This window comes from Kitasatospora setae KM-6054, assembly GCF_000269985.1.
In the GTDB taxonomy this organism is placed as follows: domain Bacteria; phylum Actinomycetota; class Actinomycetes; order Streptomycetales; family Streptomycetaceae; genus Kitasatospora; species Kitasatospora setae.
Window position 1 is genome coordinate 6,976,315 of the sequence record NC_016109.1, and the last position, 15,702, is coordinate 6,992,016.

Consider the following 15,702-nt stretch of genomic DNA (forward strand, 5'->3'; position numbering starts at 1 on the left):
ACGCAGCGACCCAGCCCGACGCCGCGCAGGACCCCCCGGCCGCTCACCCCGCCGATACCGTCGAGCGCCCACCGAACCACCAGAACCGCGAGAACCGCCCGAACCGCCCGACCCGCCGGGGGTGAACGGTGAGTCCCCATACCGTGGCCCCGGATCCGCACCCGGCCGGGGCGCCCGCCCCGGCAGTCACCCCGGCAGTCACCCCGGCAGTCATCGCGACGGCCACCGCGGCGGCCACCCCGCCCGCCGCGGACCGCGCCGAGCGCGCGGCCGACACCGAACCGCCCGGCGCCGCAACGGCCGTGAACACGACCGCCGCGACCGCCGCGACCGCGACGACCGCCACCGCCGCCCTGCCCGGCCTCCCGCGCACCCTCACCACGCGGGCCCGGACCCTCGCCGCGGCCGTCCGCAAGCGCTGCGCCGACCTCGCCGGGATCGAGTCCCCGTCCGGCGACGCGGCCCGGCTCGACGCCCTCGCCGAGGAACTCGCCGCCGGCTACGCGGCGACCGGCGCCACCGCCGTCCGCCGGCGGTGCGACCACGGGGACCACCTCGTCCTCGACTGGCCGGGACAGCAGGAGGACCTCCCGCACCTGCTGGTGGTCGGCCACCACGACACCGTCTGGCCGGTCGGGACCCTCGCCGACTGGCCGATCGAGGAGCGCGACGGGCGCCTGACCGGCCCCGGCATCCTCGACATGAAGGGCGGACTCGCCCTGCTCGAAGGCGCGTTCGCGCTCCTCGCCGACCTCGGGCAGCGGCCGCACCGGCCGGTCCGGATGGTGATCGTCTCGGACGAGGAGATCGGCAGCCCCGACGGCCGCAGCCTGGTCGAACGGCACCTGCGCGGCGCCGCCGCCGTCCTCGGCCTCGAACCCGGGCACCCCGACGGCCGGCTCAAGACCGCCCGCCGCGGCTCCACCCGGATCCGGCTCACCGTCACCGGACGCGAGGCCCACGCCGGCAACGACGCCGTCGACGGCGTCTCCGCGATCGACGAACTCGTCGACCAGCTGATCACCGTCCGCGGCCTCACCCGCCAACCCGGCACCGAACTCAACACCGGACGCATCGACGGCGGCACCCGCGCCAACGTCGTCGCCGGACACGCCGAAGCCGAACTCGGACTGCGCTTCGCCACCACCGAGGCCCAGCGCCGCACCCTCGACAACCTCGCCCACCTGACCGCGAACCGGCCGGGCGCGGACGTCCGCACCGAGGTCCTCTCCAGCCGCCCCGCCTGGCCCGAGCGCACCGGCAACCCGCTGCTGCGCCACGTTCGCTCGCTCGCCGCCGCTCTCGGCCAGCACCTCGACGGCGCACCCGCCGGCGGGGCCGGGGACACCAACCTGGCCGGCGCCCGCGGCCTGCCCACCCTGGACGGCCTCGGCGCGGTCGGCGCCGGCCCGCACGCCCGCCACGAGCACCTCCGGGTCGACCAGCTGGGCCCCCGCATCGCGCTGCTGGCCGCGCTGCTGGCCGTCCCGCTGCCGAGGCTGCGCGACCGCTGAGGCCGCCCTCCCGGGGGCCGGAAGCGTTCCGTCGCTTCCGGCCCCCGCCGCGTTTCCGGGCCCCGGCCGCCGTTCGGCCGCTCTCCGTTCCGCCGCCTTGCTTGTCACGGTGCTGCCGCTGTGTACAGAATGGAACCGACCGAACGGTCAGTCGGGAGGTGGGTCGTGGAGGCGCAGTTCGAGGCGGTGATCGCCGCTGACGCGCGAGTGGAGCCCCGGGACTGGATGCCGGAGGCGTACCGGGCGACGTTGGTGCGGCAGATCGCCCAGCACGCCCACTCGGAGATCATCGGCATGCAGCCGGAGGGCAACTGGCTGACTCGGGCGCCCTCGCTGCGGCGCAAGGCGATCCTGCTGGCCAAGGCGCAGGACGAGGCCGGGCACGGGCTGTACCTGTACGCGGCGGCGGAGACCCTCGGGGTCGACCGGGCCGAGCTGACCGAGAAGCTGATCGACGGCCGGCAGAAGTACTCCTCGATCTTCAACTACCCGACGCTGACCTTCGCCGACGTCGGCGTGATCGGCTGGCTGGTGGACGGCGCCGCGATCTGCAACCAGGTGCCGCTCTGCCGGTGCAGCTACGGGCCGTACGCCCGGGCGATGGTGCGGATCTGCAAGGAGGAGTCCTTCCACCAGCGGCAGGGCTACGAACTGCTGATGACCATGATGGCCGGGACGGACGCCCAACGCGCCATGGTGCAGGACGCGGTGGACCGCTGGTGGTGGCCCTCGCTGATGATGTTCGGCCCGCCGGACGGCGCCTCGCCGAACAGCGAGCGCTCGATGGCCTGGCGGATCAAGCGGCACAGCAACGACGAACTGCGGCAGCGCTTCGTCGACATGACCGTCCCGCAGGCGCGGCACCTCGGCGTGACGCTGCCCGACCCGGCGCTCGCCTGGAACGAGGAGCGCGGCGGCTGGGACTTCGGCGAGCCCGACTGGTCGGAGCTCCAGCAGGTGATCAAGGGCAACGGCCCGTGCAACGCCCAGCGCGTCGCCCGCCGCCGGGCCGCCCACGAGGACGGCGCCTGGGTGCGCGCGGCGGCCACCGCCCACGCCGCCAAGCAGGCCGAGCGGGCCGAGCGGGCCGAGCGGGCCGAGCGGGCCGAGCGGGCGGACAAGGCCGGTCAGGTCAAGCAGGCTGAGTGGGAAGGGAGTTCGGGATGAGCGGGGAGCGGGCCTCCTGGCCGCTGTACGAGGTGTTCGTGCGGCCCCGGCGCGGGCTGAACCACGTGCACGTGGGATCGCTGCACGCGGCGGACGACCGGATGGCGCTGCTCGCGGCGCGCGACCTGTACACCCGGCGCAACGAGGGGGTGAGCCTGTGGGTGGTCCGCTCGGACGCGATCACCGCGTCCAGCCCGGACGAGCAGGACCCGTTCTTCGCGCCGAGCGGCGACAAGGTCTACCGGCACCCGACGTTCTACCCGATCCCCGAGGACGTCCCGCACATCTGACGCCAGGTCAGGAACCGAGCAGGGAAGGCGACATGAGCGACGACCACGTGTACCTCTCGCTGGCCGAGGCCGGTCAGGAGCCGGCCGGCGAGGCCCGCTGGGCGTACGGCACGGGGTTCACCGATCCGCTGCTCGGCGTGGACGCCGCGCCGCCGGCCGGGATCGACCCGGCCGACCTCGCCGCGTACTGCCTGATGCTGGGTGACGACGCGCTGGTGCTCTCCCAGCGGCTGATCCAGTGGGTCACCCGGGCACCGGAGTTGGAGGAGGAGGTGGCGCTCGCCAACCTCGGCCTCGACCTGCTCGGCCAGGCCCGCCGACTGCTCACCCGGGCCGGCCAGCTCGACGGCAGCGGCCGCGACGAGGACCAACTCGCCTACTGGCGCGAGGAGTCCGCGTACCGCAACGTGCGGCTGACCGAACTGGAGAACGGCGACTTCGCGCAGTGCGTGGTCCGGCTGCTGCTGTTCGCCACCGCCCGCGAGGTGCTGTACCGGCGGCTGGCCGACCACCCCGACCCGGTGCTGTCGGCCGTCGCGGCGCTCGGCGCCAAGGAGTTGGCGTACCACCGGGAGTACGCGGGCTCCTGGACGGTCCGGCTCGGCGACGGCACCGAGGAGTCGCACCGGCGGACCCGCGACGCGCTGGACGCCCTCTGGCCCTGGCTGGACGAGCTGTTCACCCCGCACGAGGTCGAACTCCGGCTCGGCGTCGACCCGTCCGAGCTGCGCGAACCCGTACGCGCCGCGCTGGCAGCCGTGTTGGCGGAGGCCACGCTGCCCGTCCCCGACCTGCCCGGCCGGGCGTACGTGAACGGGCGGGCCGGACGGCACGGCGTGCACACCGAGGCGATGGGCCCGCTGCTCGCCGAACTGCAGGTGCTGGCCCGGGCCCACCCGGGGGCGACGTGGTGAGCACCCGGCTGGAGCGGGCCCGGGAGGTCGCCGCCGCCGTGCCCGACCCCGAACTGCCCATGCTCACCCTGGCGGACCTCGGCGTGCTGGCCGGCGTCGAGGTCGGGGAGGCGGACGGCACGGTCACCGCCTGGCTGACCCCGACCTACTCCGGCTGCCCGGCGATCGCCGAGATGGCCGCCGACGTGGCCCGCCGGCTGCGCGGCGCCGGGTTCGACGAGGTCGAGGTGCGGCTGCGGATCGACCCGCCGTGGTCCAGCGACCGGATCAGCGCCGAGGGCCGCCGCAAGCTCGCCGCGGCCGGCATCGCCCCGCCCGCTCCCGGCGGGCTGCTGCGACTCGGCCCGACCAGGCGGCTGGTGGCCGCCTGCCCGCAGTGCGGCTCCCAGGACACCGAGGAGCTCTCCCGGTTCGGCTCCACCGCCTGCAAGTCGCTGTGGCGGTGCCGCAGTTGCCGCGAACCCTTCGACCGGATCAAGGAGATCTGATGGCCGTCCACCGCCCGCGGTTCCACCCGCTGCCGATCGGCGCCCTGGAACGGCTCTGCGAGGACGCCGTCGCCGTCACCTTCGACGTCCCCGCCGACCTGGCCGACGAGTTCGCCTTCCGCCCCGGCCAGAGCCTCACCCTGCGCCGGATCGTCGACGGCGCCGACGAGCGCCGCTCCTACTCGCTCTGCTCCCCGGTCGGCGGCCCGCTGCGGATCGCCGTCCGCGAGGTGCCCGGCGGACTGTTCTCGCACTGGCTGGTCAGCGAGGCGAAGACCGGCGAGAGCGTCGAAGTCCTGCCCCCCGCAGGCGCGTTCGCCGCCGACCCGGCCGAACCCGGCGAACACGTGCTGGTCGCGGCCGGCTCCGGCATCACCCCGATGCTCTCCATCGCCGCCTCCGTCCTGGCCGGCCACCCCGCCTCCAGGGTCACCCTGCTGTACGGCAACCGGCGCAGCGACACCGTGATGTTCGCCGACGAGCTCGCCGACCTCAAGGACCGCTACCTGGAACGCTTCCAGCTCGTCCACGTGCTCTCCCGGGAGGGCCGCGACGCCGAACTCCTCAGCGGCCGGCTCGACCCCGACCGGGTCGCCGCGCTGCTCGGCGCCCTGGTCGACGCCCCCGCCGTCGACCACTGGTGGCTCTGCGGCCCGTACGGGATGGTCGTCGGGACGAAGCGGCTGCTCGCCGAACTCGGCGTCCCCGCCGGGCGGGTGCACCAGGAACTGTTCCACGCCGACGACGAGCGCCCCGAGGAGCGCCACCCCGAACCCGGGCCCGACGCCGCCGCCAGCGAGGTCACCCTCGTCCTCGACGGCCGGGCCAGCACCCTCGCGCTGCCCCGCGACCGCTCCATCCTGGACGGCGCCCAACGCGCCCGCCCCGACCTGCCGTTCGCCTGCAAGGGCGGCGTCTGCGGCACCTGCCGGGCCCTGGTGTGCGACGGCAAGGTCGAGATGCGGCGCAACTTCGCCCTGGAGGAGGCCGAGTTGGCGGCCGGCTACGTCCTCACCTGCCAGGCCAGGCCGGTCTCCGACCGGGTCACCGTCGACTACGACCGGTAGCGGCTCCCGACGGCGGGGTTCAACTCCGGGCGGCCGCCGCGTCGATCAGGGCGGCGAGCTCGACGGGACGGGTGAACATCGGCCAGTGCCCGGAGTCCAGGTCGACGAACTCGATCCGCTCCATCCGGGACACCTCCGGCGCCGCGCCCCCCGCGATCCACCCCCGGACCTCCGCCACCGGGGCCTCGGCGCACAGCATCGTCACCGGCACCCCGAACCGCCGCTCGTCCGCCAGCCGGACCGGCGCCAGCGCGACGCCCGCCGGGACCGGCACCGCCGCCGCCTCGATCCGGGCCCGCCACGCCGCGTCCAGGTCCGCGCCGGTCGCCCCCGCGAAGGGCTCCCAGCCCGGGAACGGCACCACGCCGTCGCGCACCGGGAAGTGGCCCGCGTACGGGTTCCCGTCCGCCTCCGGGAAGCCGTCCACCAGCACCAGCCCCGCCACCCCGGCCGGCCGGGCGTCCACCGCCATCCACCCCAGCGAGCACGCCGCCGAGTGCGCCACCACCAGCGGCCGCCCGTCCGCCGCGTCGACCGCCGCCAGCACCGCCGCGAGCTGCTCCGCCAGCACCGCCTCGGACCGGCCGTCGCCCTGCCCCGGCAGGGTCAGCGGCACCGGGCGGTGGCCGCGCCCGGCCAGGGCGGGGACGACGGCGTCCCAGGCGGTGCCGTCCAGCCAGAGGCCGCCGATCAACAGGACGTCCATGGTGAGGACCCCTTCTCTTCATCCGTTCGAGCAGGTCAGTGCCCATGCTAGGAGCGGTTCCGGACGATCGGCTTCCTGAATGCGGAGCGGGTTGCCGGGCCGCGCCGGGGCTGCGGGGACGGGCCCTAGGCTGGCCGCTGTGGCGAGTACAGGAAGCAGCCCCACCGCGCGGGCGCTGCGGGCGTTGGAGATCCTGCGGGACCGGCCCGGGACCACCTCGGAGCAGCTGGCCGAGCGGCTCGGGGTCACCGACCGGGCGGCGCGGCGGTACGTGGCGATCCTCCGGGAGGCCGGAGTGCCGGTCGACTCCGAGCGGGGGCCGTACGGCGGCTACCGGCTGGGACGGGGCGCCCGGCTGGCACCGGTCTCCTTCACCCAGGAGGAGGCGCTCGGCCTGGTGATGGCGGTGCTGGACGGCCGCCCCGCCGCGACCGACCCGGACGACCTGGTCGGATCCGCGCTCGGCAAGGTCGTCCGGGCCCTGCCCGAGGCGATCGGACGGCAGGCGGCGGCCCTGCGCGCGCACGCCGCCGCCGCGCCCGACCCCTACCCCGCGCACCCCGACCCGGCGGTCGCCAGCACCCTGGTGGAGGCGATCGCGGCGCGCCGCCGCGCGGTGATCACCTACCGGCCCGGCGGAGGCGGAGGCGGAGGCGGAGGCGCAGGTGGGGGTGGTGACGGCGGCGGAGAGTGGCAGGCGGAGGTCGACCCGTGGGCGGTCGTGGTGCGCCGGGCCCGCTGGTACCTGCTCTGCCACTCGCACCGGGCCGACGCCGTCCGCACCTACCGGATCGACCGGGTCCGCGCCGCCGCCTACGGCACGACGCCGTTCACCATGCCGGAGGACCTCGACCCGGTCGCCGTCCTGGAACAACACCTCGGCAGCGGCTGGGCGTTCCGCACCCGGGTGCTGTTCGACGCACCCGTCGAGCGGGTCGCGCCCTGGGTCGGCCCGACCATGGGACGGCTCCGGGCGGACGGCGAGCGCTGCGTCCTGGAGGGCAGCACCCGCAACCCCGCGATGTACGCCGGCGAGTGGCTGGCGGCCGTCCCGTTCCCGTTCCGGATCCTGGAAGGCCCCGAACTCCGGTCGGCCGTCGCCGACCTGGCGAACCGCTTCGCCACTGCCGCCGCCGCTGCCGCCGTGGCGCCGCCCGACGCGCCGGGCTGAGCCGCAGGTCGGCGGGCTACGCTCGCGGTCATGACGCAGAAGCAGCCGGAGCCGCAGAAGCAGCCGGAGCCGCAGCCGGAGCCGCAGCCGCAGCCGGAGCCGCAGGCGCGGTCGCGCGCCGAACTCGCGGCCTGGGTCGGCGAACTCGCCGCCGGCCGGGGCTGGGAGGGAGAGCGGGCCTGGCGGCCGATCCCGCTCTGCGGCCGCGCGCCCGAACTGGACTGGCTGGTAACGGCGTTGTTCCGGCTGCTGGACACCGCCACCGCCCCGCGCCGGGGCGCTGCTGGCGGCCCTGGCCGACCGGGCCGCCCTGCTCCGCCGCGACCACCCGACCGGCGACGCCCCCGGCATGCGGCCGTACGCCGCCGAGTGGCGGCGGACCGCCGCCCTGCTCGACGACGAACGGCCCGCGACCCGGAGCCAGGCCGCCCGCCTGCTCGCCGCCACCCGGCCCGGGCAGCCGGCGGCCACCGCCGCGCTGAAGGCCCGGGCCGCGGTCGAACCCGCGCCGGAGACCCTGGCCCTGCTGCTCGCCGCCGTCGGCGCGCAGGGCCCGGGGGAGTCGGCCGCCGCCTGGCTGCGCCCCTGGCTGGACGATCCCCGGCCGCGGGTCCGGCTGGCCGCCGTGCTGGCTCTGCTGGAACTCCCGGGCCCGGACGAGGACGTCGAGGGGCTCGGCGAGTCGGCCGCGCGACTGGCCGAGCTGCCCGGCACCTGGGAGGCGAAGCCCCACCCGCCGGCCGGCCCGTTCGGCCGCGCGCTGCGCGACCGACCCCGCGAGGCGGCCCGGTTCGTCACCGTGGCGACCGCTCGGCAGGACGCCGCGGTCGGGGTGGCCCTGGAGCAGCTGCGGCTCCGGCGCCACCCCGCCGAGGCGCACTGGCGGGTGCTGCTCGACGCCCGGCGGGACCGGTACGAGTGCCGCACGGTCCTGGCCGGCAGCGGCCGGGCCGCCGCCCCGTACGCCGACGAACTGGCCCGCCTGCTGGAGGACGGGGAGCGCGGGTCGTGGCTCCGGCAGGGCGCCCTGCTGGCGCTGGTCCGGCTCGGCGACCGGCGCGCGCTGCCGCACTACCGGGACGCGATCGACGCGTACTGGATGCGCTCCGACGCACTCCCGCCGGACTGGGCACCGGAGTTGCTCCCCACCGTGCGCCCCGTCCTGGAGCGGGCGGAGCACCACCGGCCGGACGAGGTGCCAGGGCTGGACGAGGCGCTGCGGGTGGCCCGCGGCTGGGGCCCGGCCGCCGCGGCCGCCGTCCCGGAACTCACCGCACTGCTGGGCGCCCCCGGCCTGACCGCCCGGGCGGCGGCCGAGGCGCTCGGCGAGATCGGCCCGCAAGCAGCGACTGCCGCAAGGCAGTTGGCCCGGCTCGCGACCGAACACCGCTGGCACGGCGCCCAGACCGCCGCCCGGGCGCACTGGCGGGCCACCGGCGACCCGGACCTCGCCCTGCGGGTCGTCGGCACCGCCGCCCGGGCCGGCCTCGGCCACCCCGTCCACCGCTACCTCGCCGAACTCGGCCCACTGGCCGCCGAATTCGCCGAACCCGTCCGTCAACTGCTCGACGCTCCGGGCGAGTTCAGCCGGATCGGCGCGGCCGAAGCCTGGTGGCGGATCACCGGCGACCCGGCCCCCGTCCTGCCCGTGCTGCTCCGCCAACTCCCCGGCCCGGCACGGGCGCAGGACGGCGAACCCGCCCTGCGGGCGGTCCGGCTGCTCGGCGAGATCGGCACCCCCGCCGCCCCGGCCGCGCCCCCGCTGCGGGCCCTGCTCGCCGCCGGCCTGCGCCACGGCGCGACCATCGCCCTCGACGAGGAACTGTGCGCGGCGGCCCGGACGTCCCTGGAGCGGATCGGCTGAACCTGAAAGGGAGTTCGGGCGTGCTTCGGCGTCGCCGGCAGGGCGGGGGTCAGACCGCGGCGGGCTGGGTCGGGACCCCCAGGAGGCGGACCACCTCGTTGACGGCCGCGCGGCCCGCGCGGTTGGCGCCGACGGTGGAGGCGGACGGGCCGTAGCCGAGCAGGTGGATCCGCGGGTCGTCGGCGACCCGGGTGCCGTCCATCCGGATGCCGCCGCCCGCGGTGCGCAGGCCGAGCGGGGCGAGGTGGGTGAGCTCGGGGCGGAAGCCGGTCGCCCAGACGATCGCGTCGACGGGCAACTCCTCGTCGCCCCAGGCGACTCCGTGCTCGGTGAGGCGGTCGAACATCGGGCGGCGGTTCAGCACGCCGAGCTCCTCGGCGCGCCGGTAGGCGACGCTCGGGCCCAGGCCGGTCACCGAGACGACGCTGCGCACCGGCAGGCCGGCCCGCACCCGCTCGTCCACCCTGGCGACCACCTCGCGGCCGAACTCCTCGGTGAACGGCCCCTGGTGGACCACCGGCGGGGTGCGGGTCACCCACACCGTCTCGGCGACGGCGCCGAGCTCGGAGAGCACCTGCACGGCCGAGGCGCCGCCGCCGACCACCACCACCCGCTGCCCGGCGAACCCGGCCGGGCCCCGGTAGTCGGCGTAGTGCAGCTGCCGCCCGGCGAAGCTGCCCGGGTAGCGCGGGAGGAAGGGCCTGGTCCAGGTGCCGGTGGCGTTCAGCAGGGCGCGGGCGGCCCAGCGCCCGGCGTCGGTCTCGACCAGCAGCCGCCCGTCCGTCCCCTCGCGCACGGCCAGCACCCGGACCGGCCGGACCACCGGCAGCGCGTGCCGCGCCTCGTACGCGGCGAAGTAGCCCGGGACGGCGACCCGGGCCTCGGTGGCCGGGTCGGTGGCGGGGAGCTCGAAGTCCGGCAGGTCGTGGAAGCCGTGCACGGTCGCCATGGTGAGCGAGGGCGAGCGGTGCGCCCAGGCGCCGCCCGGGGCGTCGTCCGCGTCGAGCACCACGAAGCCGGTGTACGGGGCGAAGCCGCGGCGGCGCAGGTGGTAGGCGGCGGACAGGCCGGCCTGGCCCGCGCCGATCACCAGCACGTCGACCTCGCGGGCCGGGCCCGCGGCGGCGGGGGCTTCCACGGTGCTTGCACGCTCAACAGTCACACCGGTGAAACATCGGGGCGGGGCCGGCTGTTCCCCGCCGCCGGACGCGCTGGCGGGCGCGCTGGCGGGCGCGCCGCCGGGTGCGGTGCCGGACGCGTCACCGGCCTGCCACCGGGCGCGGCAGCAGCGCGCAGGCCGCGGCGGCCAGCCGGTCCGGGCCGTCCGGGCAGAGGTCGAGGAAGAGCCGGGGTTCGGTCAGCTCCAGCTCGATCAGCGCGGGCGTGCCGTCCGCCAGCCGGACCAGGTCGACCCGGGAGTACAGCAGCTCGCCCGGCTCCGCCGCCACCGCCAGCACCCGTTCGGCGAGCGCCAGTTGGTCGGCGGCCGGTTCGCGCGCGACGTCCGCGAAGCCGCCGCCCAGCATCGGCCCGCGGCGCACCGCGTGGCTGAACTCCCCGCCCAGGTACAGCAGCGAGGTCTCGCCCTCGTCCTCGACCATCGTCAGGTACGGCTGCACCATCGCCGTCCGCCCGGCCGCCGTCAGCGCGGCGACGTGCGCCAGCGCCTCGGCCCGGTCGGCGCTGCGGACGGTGTCGCGCGCGCCGGAGGAGACCGTCGGCTTGACCACCAGCTCCGGCCAGTCGGCCGCCGCGACGGCGTCCGGCGGATCGCCCGGGCCCACCCACAGCGTCGGCACCACCGGCAGCCCGGCGGCGGCCAGGCCGCGCAGGTACGCCTTGTCGGTGTTCCGCTCCAGCACCCGCGCCGGGTTGGCCAGCCGGGTCAGCGCGGAGACCCGGCGCGCCCAGGCCAGGAACTCCGGGCGGCACTGGACGTAGTCCCAGACGCTGCGCACCAGCACCAGGTCGTAGCCCGCCCAGTCGACCGCCGGATCGTTCCAGCACACCGCCTCCGCGCTCACCCCGCGCCGGGCGAACGCCGCCAGCACCGGCATCGCCTCGACGTCCTCCACGCCGCGGCAGGTGGCGTACCCGACCCGGGCGGGACGGGGGACGGGCGGCTGCAGGGCGGTGCTCACGGTGGCTCCAGGCATCGGATGGGTCCGGGGGAAGGGGACCCGGGCGGTGCGGGGTGGTGCGGTGTGGTGCGGTGCGGTGCGGTGCGGTGCGGTGCGGTGCGGTGCGGTGCGGTGCGGTGCGAGCCTCCAACGTGCCCCTGACCAGTGTCAATCCATTTGGCATACGGTCTGACGAAATGATCGTTGCGGGGTCGGCCGGTGCCGGTGCGTGACCGCCCGCGAGCGCCCGCCCGCCCCGCGAACCCCGCCCGGCGGGGGCGCCCCGGCGGATGGTTAGGGTACGTGGAACTCCCGCCCGACCGTCCCGCACCGGAGCGCCGCACCCCCCCATGCCCGCCACCTCCGTCCTCGGCCCCCCGCCCGTCGCCCCCTCCCGCGCGGCCCGCCGCCACCGCCGCTCCCTGCAACTGTGCTTCGCGATCCCCGGCCTGGCGCTCGCCACCTGGGTGACCCGCACCCCCGACGTCCGGGACGGGCTCGGCGCCTCCACCGCCGGGATGGGGCTGGTGCTCTCCGGCATGGCCGTCGGCTCGATGCTCGGCATCCTGGTCGCCGGCGCGCTGGTGGCCCGGTTCGCCACCCGGCCGGTGGTCGCCACCGGGATGCTCCTGGTGCTGGCCAGCGTCACGGTGACCGGGCTCGGCACCGCGACGGCCTCCGCGCCGCTGGTCACCGCCGGACTGTTCCTGATCGGCGCCGGCATGGGCCTGTCCGAGGTCGCCAGCAACGTCGACGGCGCCCTGGTGGAACGCGAGTACGGCCGCCCCGTGCTGCCCGCCCTGCACGGCTGCTACAGCCTCGGCACGGTCCTCGGCGCCGTCCTCGGCGTGGCCGGCGCCGCCGCGGGCCTCCCCGTCCCCTGGCACCTGGCGGCCGTCCTGCTGCTGGTCACCGGACTGTTCGCCGCCGCGCTCCCCGGCCTGCGCCCCGGCCTGGGCCGGCCAGGCCCCGACCCGGACGGGCCGCGGACGGACGGCGGCCGCGAGCGCCGGCTGTACCTCGACCCGCGACTGCTGATGATCGGCGGCGTGGTGTTCGCGACGACGCTCGCCGAGGGCGCCGCCACCGACTGGCTGCCGCTGCTCATGGTCGACGGCCACGACATGCCCGCCGGCCTCGGCTCCTCGGTGTACGCCGGGTTCGCCGCCACCATGGCGCTCGGCCGGTTCGCCGGCGGCCCGGTGGTCGCCCGCCTCGGCCGGCCCGCCGTGCTCGGCGGCGGCGCGCTGCTCACCGCCGCGGGCATCGCCCTGGTCTCCCTCGTCGACTCCCCGGCCGCCGCCGGGAGCGCCGTCCTGCTCTGGGGCCTGGGTACCGCGCTCGGCTTCCCGCTCGCGCTCTCCGCCGCCGGCGACTCCGGCCCGGACACCACCGGCCGGATCGCGCTCACCTCCCGGATCGGCTACGCCGCCCTGCTCTCCGGCCCGCCCCTGCTCGGCCTGCTCGGCGAACACCTCGGCCTGCGCGCCGCGATGCTCCCCGTCCTGCTGCTCGCCCTCGCCGCCGCCGCGCTCTCCCCGGCCACCGGTACCCGCCGCGGGCGCCGGTGACCTCGCACCGGAAAACCGGAACGTGCCGCATTTCATCTCCTCTGGCCCGATTTCTCCGGGCCCCCTCCGGATATTCCGCGGAAATCCCACTCGTTCGACGGAATTGACGGCCCGTCGGCCCCGGCGGGACTGTCAGTGGCGGGCCGTAGTGTGGGAACAACGCTGGAGGGGGCGCCGGGAATGGCGTCGCGAGGGGCGTTGGAAAAGGGGCGCAATCATGTCCGCGAACATCTCCGCGAACCGCATCCACCACAAGGTCAACCACGTTTCGCTGGTGGTCGACAAATCCGGTTCGATGCAGCGCCACGAGGCGCAGCTGATCCGGGTGGTGGACGAATTCGTGAAGGGCCTCCAGGAGGAGTCCGACCGCCTCGGCCACGAGACCCGGATCAGCCTCTACGCCTTCGACCACGAGGTGCACAACCTGGTGTGGGACATGGACGTCAAGCACCTGCCGTCGCTCAAGGGCCTCTACGCGGTGGAGAACGGCGCGACGGCGCTGATCGAGGCGGCGGTGAAGTCCGTCGACGACCTGAAGCACGTCTGGGAGGGCTACGGCGAGCACTCCTTCCTCCAGGTCGTCGTCACCGACGGCGAGGAGAACGCCTCCGGCTGCTCCGAGCACGGCCGGATGCACGCCCGGATGAAGAAGGCCGAGGGCAAGGCCGTCCTGCACGGCTGGATGGACCGGATCCGCCGCGAGCTGGCCGACCTCCCCGAGCACTGGACCTCGGCGATCCTGGTCCCCAACTCGCTGGCCAAGCGCACCGCCCAGGAGTACGGCTTCCCGGCCGGCAACATCGCGATCTGGGACGCCGACTCCAGCGGCGGCGTCGAGGAGGCGATCGACACCGTCAAGACCGCCGCCACCAGCTTCCTGCGCGGCCGCGAGAAGGGCGTGCGCGGCACGCGGACGCTGTTCACCACCGGCCAGGACCTCAGCGCCGACGCGGTCGAGGCCAGCCTGGAGGCGCTGGCCGCCGACTCCTACGCCCTCGTCCCGGTCGACCGGCAGGCCGCCCTGCGGGAGTTCGTCACCGGCTCCGGCCACCCGTACAAGACCGGCTGCTCGTACTACGAGCTGACCAAGCGGGAGAGGATCCAGGCCACCAAGCGGCTCGCCGTCGCCGAGAAGGACCCGGTCACCGGCGAGCTGACCGGCCGGGTGTTCTCCGGCCCGGCCGCCCGCGACCTGCTCGGCCTGCCGGCCGCGGAGGCCGCGGTCAAGCCGGGCGACAACCCGGCCTACACCGTCTTCGTCCAGTCGACCTCGGTCAACCGCAAGCTGCTGCCCGGCACCCGGCTGCTCGTCATGCTGTAGCCGTTGATCGCCGACGGCCCCGGAGCGAGCGCGCTCCGGGGCCGTCCGGGTCGGCGGCGGTCCGGTCAGCCGATCGGTTCGATGACGGCGGCCGTGCCGTACGCGCAGACCTCGGTGCCGACGTCCGCCGCCTCGGTGACGTCGAAGCGCATCATCAGCACCGCGTTGCCGCCCCGGGCCTTCGTCTGCTCGACCAGGCGCTCCATCGCCTGGTTGCGGGTCTCGACGAGCGTCTTCGTCAGTCCCTTCAGCTCGCCGCCCATCAGGGACTTCAGGCCCGCGCCGATCTGCGAACCGATGTGCCGCGAGCGCACCGTCAGTCCGAACACCTCGCCGATCACCCGGACCACCCGGTGCCCCGGCACGTCGTTCGTGGTCACCACCAGCACACCGCCGGCCGGGTCCTGCCCGCCGCCGAAATCGTTCAGTTCGCTCATGCCCCCAGCCTCCCCTCCGACCCGGCCCGTCGGCTACCCCGGCGCGCCGGGCGGAGCCGTTCCGCGCCCGCGCGCCACCGCCGCCACCCACCGGATCACGAGAGCTGATGGACACCGGGCACCGGGTTTGTCAACCTTGTCGCATGGGCGAGCGAAACGATCAGCCACAGGGGCCGCACGCGGCGGAGGAATCCGGCGCACAGGAGATCGAGGCCACGGTGGTACTGGGCCTGCGGATCACCGACTGGCCCGCCTTGCGGGCCGCCGCGAGGACCGCCGTCGAGGAACTCGACTTCGCCGGGATCGACCCGGAGGGCCAACGCGCCCAACTCCTCCGCGAAGTCGCCGAGGACCCCAACGCCGCCCTCGGCGCGCTGCTCCACCCCGACCGCCTGGTCGCGGCGCTGCCCGGCATCGAAGCGCTCGGCGGCACCCTGGAGATCAGCGTCACCGACGACTTCGCCCCCGACTTCGCCGAGCTCTTCCCGCTCGACGACGGCGACACCGGCGACTGGACCCTCACCCCGCGCACCGCCTGCCTCCTGCACACCCAGCTGATCAGCCTCTCCGACGCCGGCTACGAGGACCTCGACGACCACGGCGACGACCCCGTCACCGTCGCCGACGAGGGCGACTGGACCGTCTTCGGCCGGCTCCAGCAGCGCACCTGGAACCTCCACCGCGGCTGGCGGCGCGCCTTCGCCCGCGCCTTCGACGACCTCGCCGACGACCTCGCCCTCGGCGAGTGGCCGCTGCCCCGCTGTCCCGCCGAGGACGTCGCGCTGCGCCTCGCGCTGGCCGACGCCCGCACCCTGCTCGGCGCCCAGCCCGAATCCGTCGCCGACATGATGGGCGACCTGCCCGCCGACCTGTACGACTACGACTGGGACGGCTGCGCCGACGAACTGTTCGGCGTCTACGGCCCCGACGAGGAGGACAGCGACCTCGACGCGGGCCAGCGGATCGACCGGCTGCTCGCCGCCACCCACCCCGAGGGCTGGTTCCTCGGCTACGAGGACGCCGAGGAACGCGACCCCGGCCGGGGCTACCGCCGCTGAACTGGCATCCTGGA

General features: G+C 75.9%; 15 protein-coding genes. 11 read left to right on the forward strand and 4 right to left on the reverse strand.

Annotated features, from left to right (window positions below):
• The first annotated feature begins 143 nt into the window (after positions 1–143).
• The 6 genes from KSE_RS30715 (at position 144) to paaE (ending at position 5,440) form a co-directional block, all read left to right on the forward strand.
• Positions 144–1,514 (forward strand): M20 family metallopeptidase, encoded by a 1,371-nt coding sequence (locus KSE_RS30715; protein ID WP_197540721.1) that lies wholly within the window; start codon positions 144–146, stop codon positions 1,512–1,514.
• A gap of 129 nt (positions 1,515–1,643) precedes the next feature.
• A complete protein-coding gene (paaA, locus tag KSE_RS30720; protein ID WP_014139272.1) occupies positions 1,644–2,681 on the forward strand; it encodes a 1,2-phenylacetyl-CoA epoxidase subunit PaaA in 1,038 nt (345 codons plus the stop codon).
• The gene (gene paaB / locus KSE_RS30725) at positions 2,678–2,971 is read left to right on the forward strand and encodes a 1,2-phenylacetyl-CoA epoxidase subunit PaaB (protein ID WP_033257582.1); all 294 of its coding nucleotides are present in this window, start codon (positions 2,678–2,680) and stop codon (positions 2,969–2,971) included. Before paaA ends, paaB begins: the two co-directional genes overlap by 4 nt.
• 32 nt (positions 2,972–3,003) lie before the next feature.
• Positions 3,004–3,885: a 1,2-phenylacetyl-CoA epoxidase subunit PaaC gene (gene paaC / locus KSE_RS30730; RefSeq protein WP_014139274.1), complete on the forward strand. Its 882-nt coding sequence runs from the start codon at positions 3,004–3,006 to the stop codon at positions 3,883–3,885.
• Positions 3,879–4,373, forward strand: coding sequence for a 1,2-phenylacetyl-CoA epoxidase subunit PaaD (gene paaD, locus KSE_RS30735; RefSeq protein ID WP_014139275.1), 495 nt, complete (start codon positions 3,879–3,881; stop codon positions 4,371–4,373). Before paaC ends, paaD begins: the two co-directional genes overlap by 7 nt.
• A complete protein-coding gene (paaE, locus tag KSE_RS30740) occupies positions 4,373–5,440 on the forward strand; it encodes a 1,2-phenylacetyl-CoA epoxidase subunit PaaE (protein ID WP_014139276.1) in 1,068 nt (355 codons plus the stop codon). The genes paaD and paaE overlap by 1 nt, the downstream gene beginning before the upstream one ends.
• Before the next feature lie 19 nt (positions 5,441–5,459).
• Here the strand turns inward: paaE and KSE_RS30745 are convergent, their stop codons facing one another.
• Positions 5,460–6,146 (reverse strand): alpha/beta fold hydrolase, encoded by a 687-nt coding sequence (locus tag KSE_RS30745; RefSeq protein ID WP_014139277.1) that lies wholly within the window; start codon positions 6,144–6,146, stop codon positions 5,460–5,462.
• 139 nt (positions 6,147–6,285) lie between these two features.
• Here KSE_RS30745 and KSE_RS30750 point away from each other — a divergent pair, with 139 nt between their 5' ends.
• The gene (locus KSE_RS30750; RefSeq protein WP_014139278.1) at positions 6,286–7,317 is read left to right on the forward strand and encodes a helix-turn-helix transcriptional regulator; all 1,032 of its coding nucleotides are present in this window, start codon (positions 6,286–6,288) and stop codon (positions 7,315–7,317) included.
• Positions 7,318–7,666: 349 nt separating this feature from the next.
• On the forward strand, positions 7,667–9,181 hold the full coding sequence (locus tag KSE_RS30755; RefSeq protein WP_014139279.1) for a hypothetical protein: 1,515 nt from the start codon (positions 7,667–7,669) through the stop codon (positions 9,179–9,181).
• A gap of 49 nt (positions 9,182–9,230) precedes the next feature.
• Here the strand turns inward: KSE_RS30755 and KSE_RS30760 are convergent, their stop codons facing one another.
• Positions 9,231–10,319, reverse strand: a complete 1,089-nt coding sequence (locus KSE_RS30760) for an FAD-dependent oxidoreductase (RefSeq protein WP_014139280.1) — start codon at positions 10,317–10,319, stop codon at positions 9,231–9,233.
• Positions 10,320–10,440: 121 nt separating this feature from the next.
• Positions 10,441–11,322: an ATP-grasp domain-containing protein gene (locus KSE_RS30765; RefSeq protein WP_014139281.1), complete on the reverse strand. Its 882-nt coding sequence runs from the start codon at positions 11,320–11,322 to the stop codon at positions 10,441–10,443.
• A gap of 329 nt (positions 11,323–11,651) precedes the next feature.
• On the opposite strand from KSE_RS30765, the gene KSE_RS30770 reads away from it, so the two are divergent.
• Positions 11,652–12,872 carry an MFS transporter gene (locus tag KSE_RS30770; RefSeq protein WP_014139282.1) on the forward strand — a complete coding sequence of 407 codons (1,221 nt, stop codon included), beginning with the start codon at positions 11,652–11,654 and terminating at the stop codon, positions 12,870–12,872.
• A gap of 217 nt (positions 12,873–13,089) precedes the next feature.
• The gene (locus KSE_RS30775; protein WP_014139283.1) at positions 13,090–14,193 is read left to right on the forward strand and encodes a vWA domain-containing protein; all 1,104 of its coding nucleotides are present in this window, start codon (positions 13,090–13,092) and stop codon (positions 14,191–14,193) included.
• Positions 14,194–14,258: 65 nt separating this feature from the next.
• Here KSE_RS30775 and KSE_RS30780 read toward each other — a convergent pair whose 3' ends face one another.
• Positions 14,259–14,630 (reverse strand): YbjQ family protein, encoded by a 372-nt coding sequence (locus KSE_RS30780; RefSeq protein WP_014139284.1) that lies wholly within the window; start codon positions 14,628–14,630, stop codon positions 14,259–14,261.
• Positions 14,631–14,773: 143 nt separating this feature from the next.
• Between KSE_RS30780 and KSE_RS45130 the strand changes: the two genes are divergently transcribed.
• The gene (locus tag KSE_RS45130; RefSeq protein WP_014139285.1) at positions 14,774–15,688 is read left to right on the forward strand and encodes a hypothetical protein; all 915 of its coding nucleotides are present in this window, start codon (positions 14,774–14,776) and stop codon (positions 15,686–15,688) included.
• Positions 15,689–15,702 lie beyond the last annotated feature (14 nt).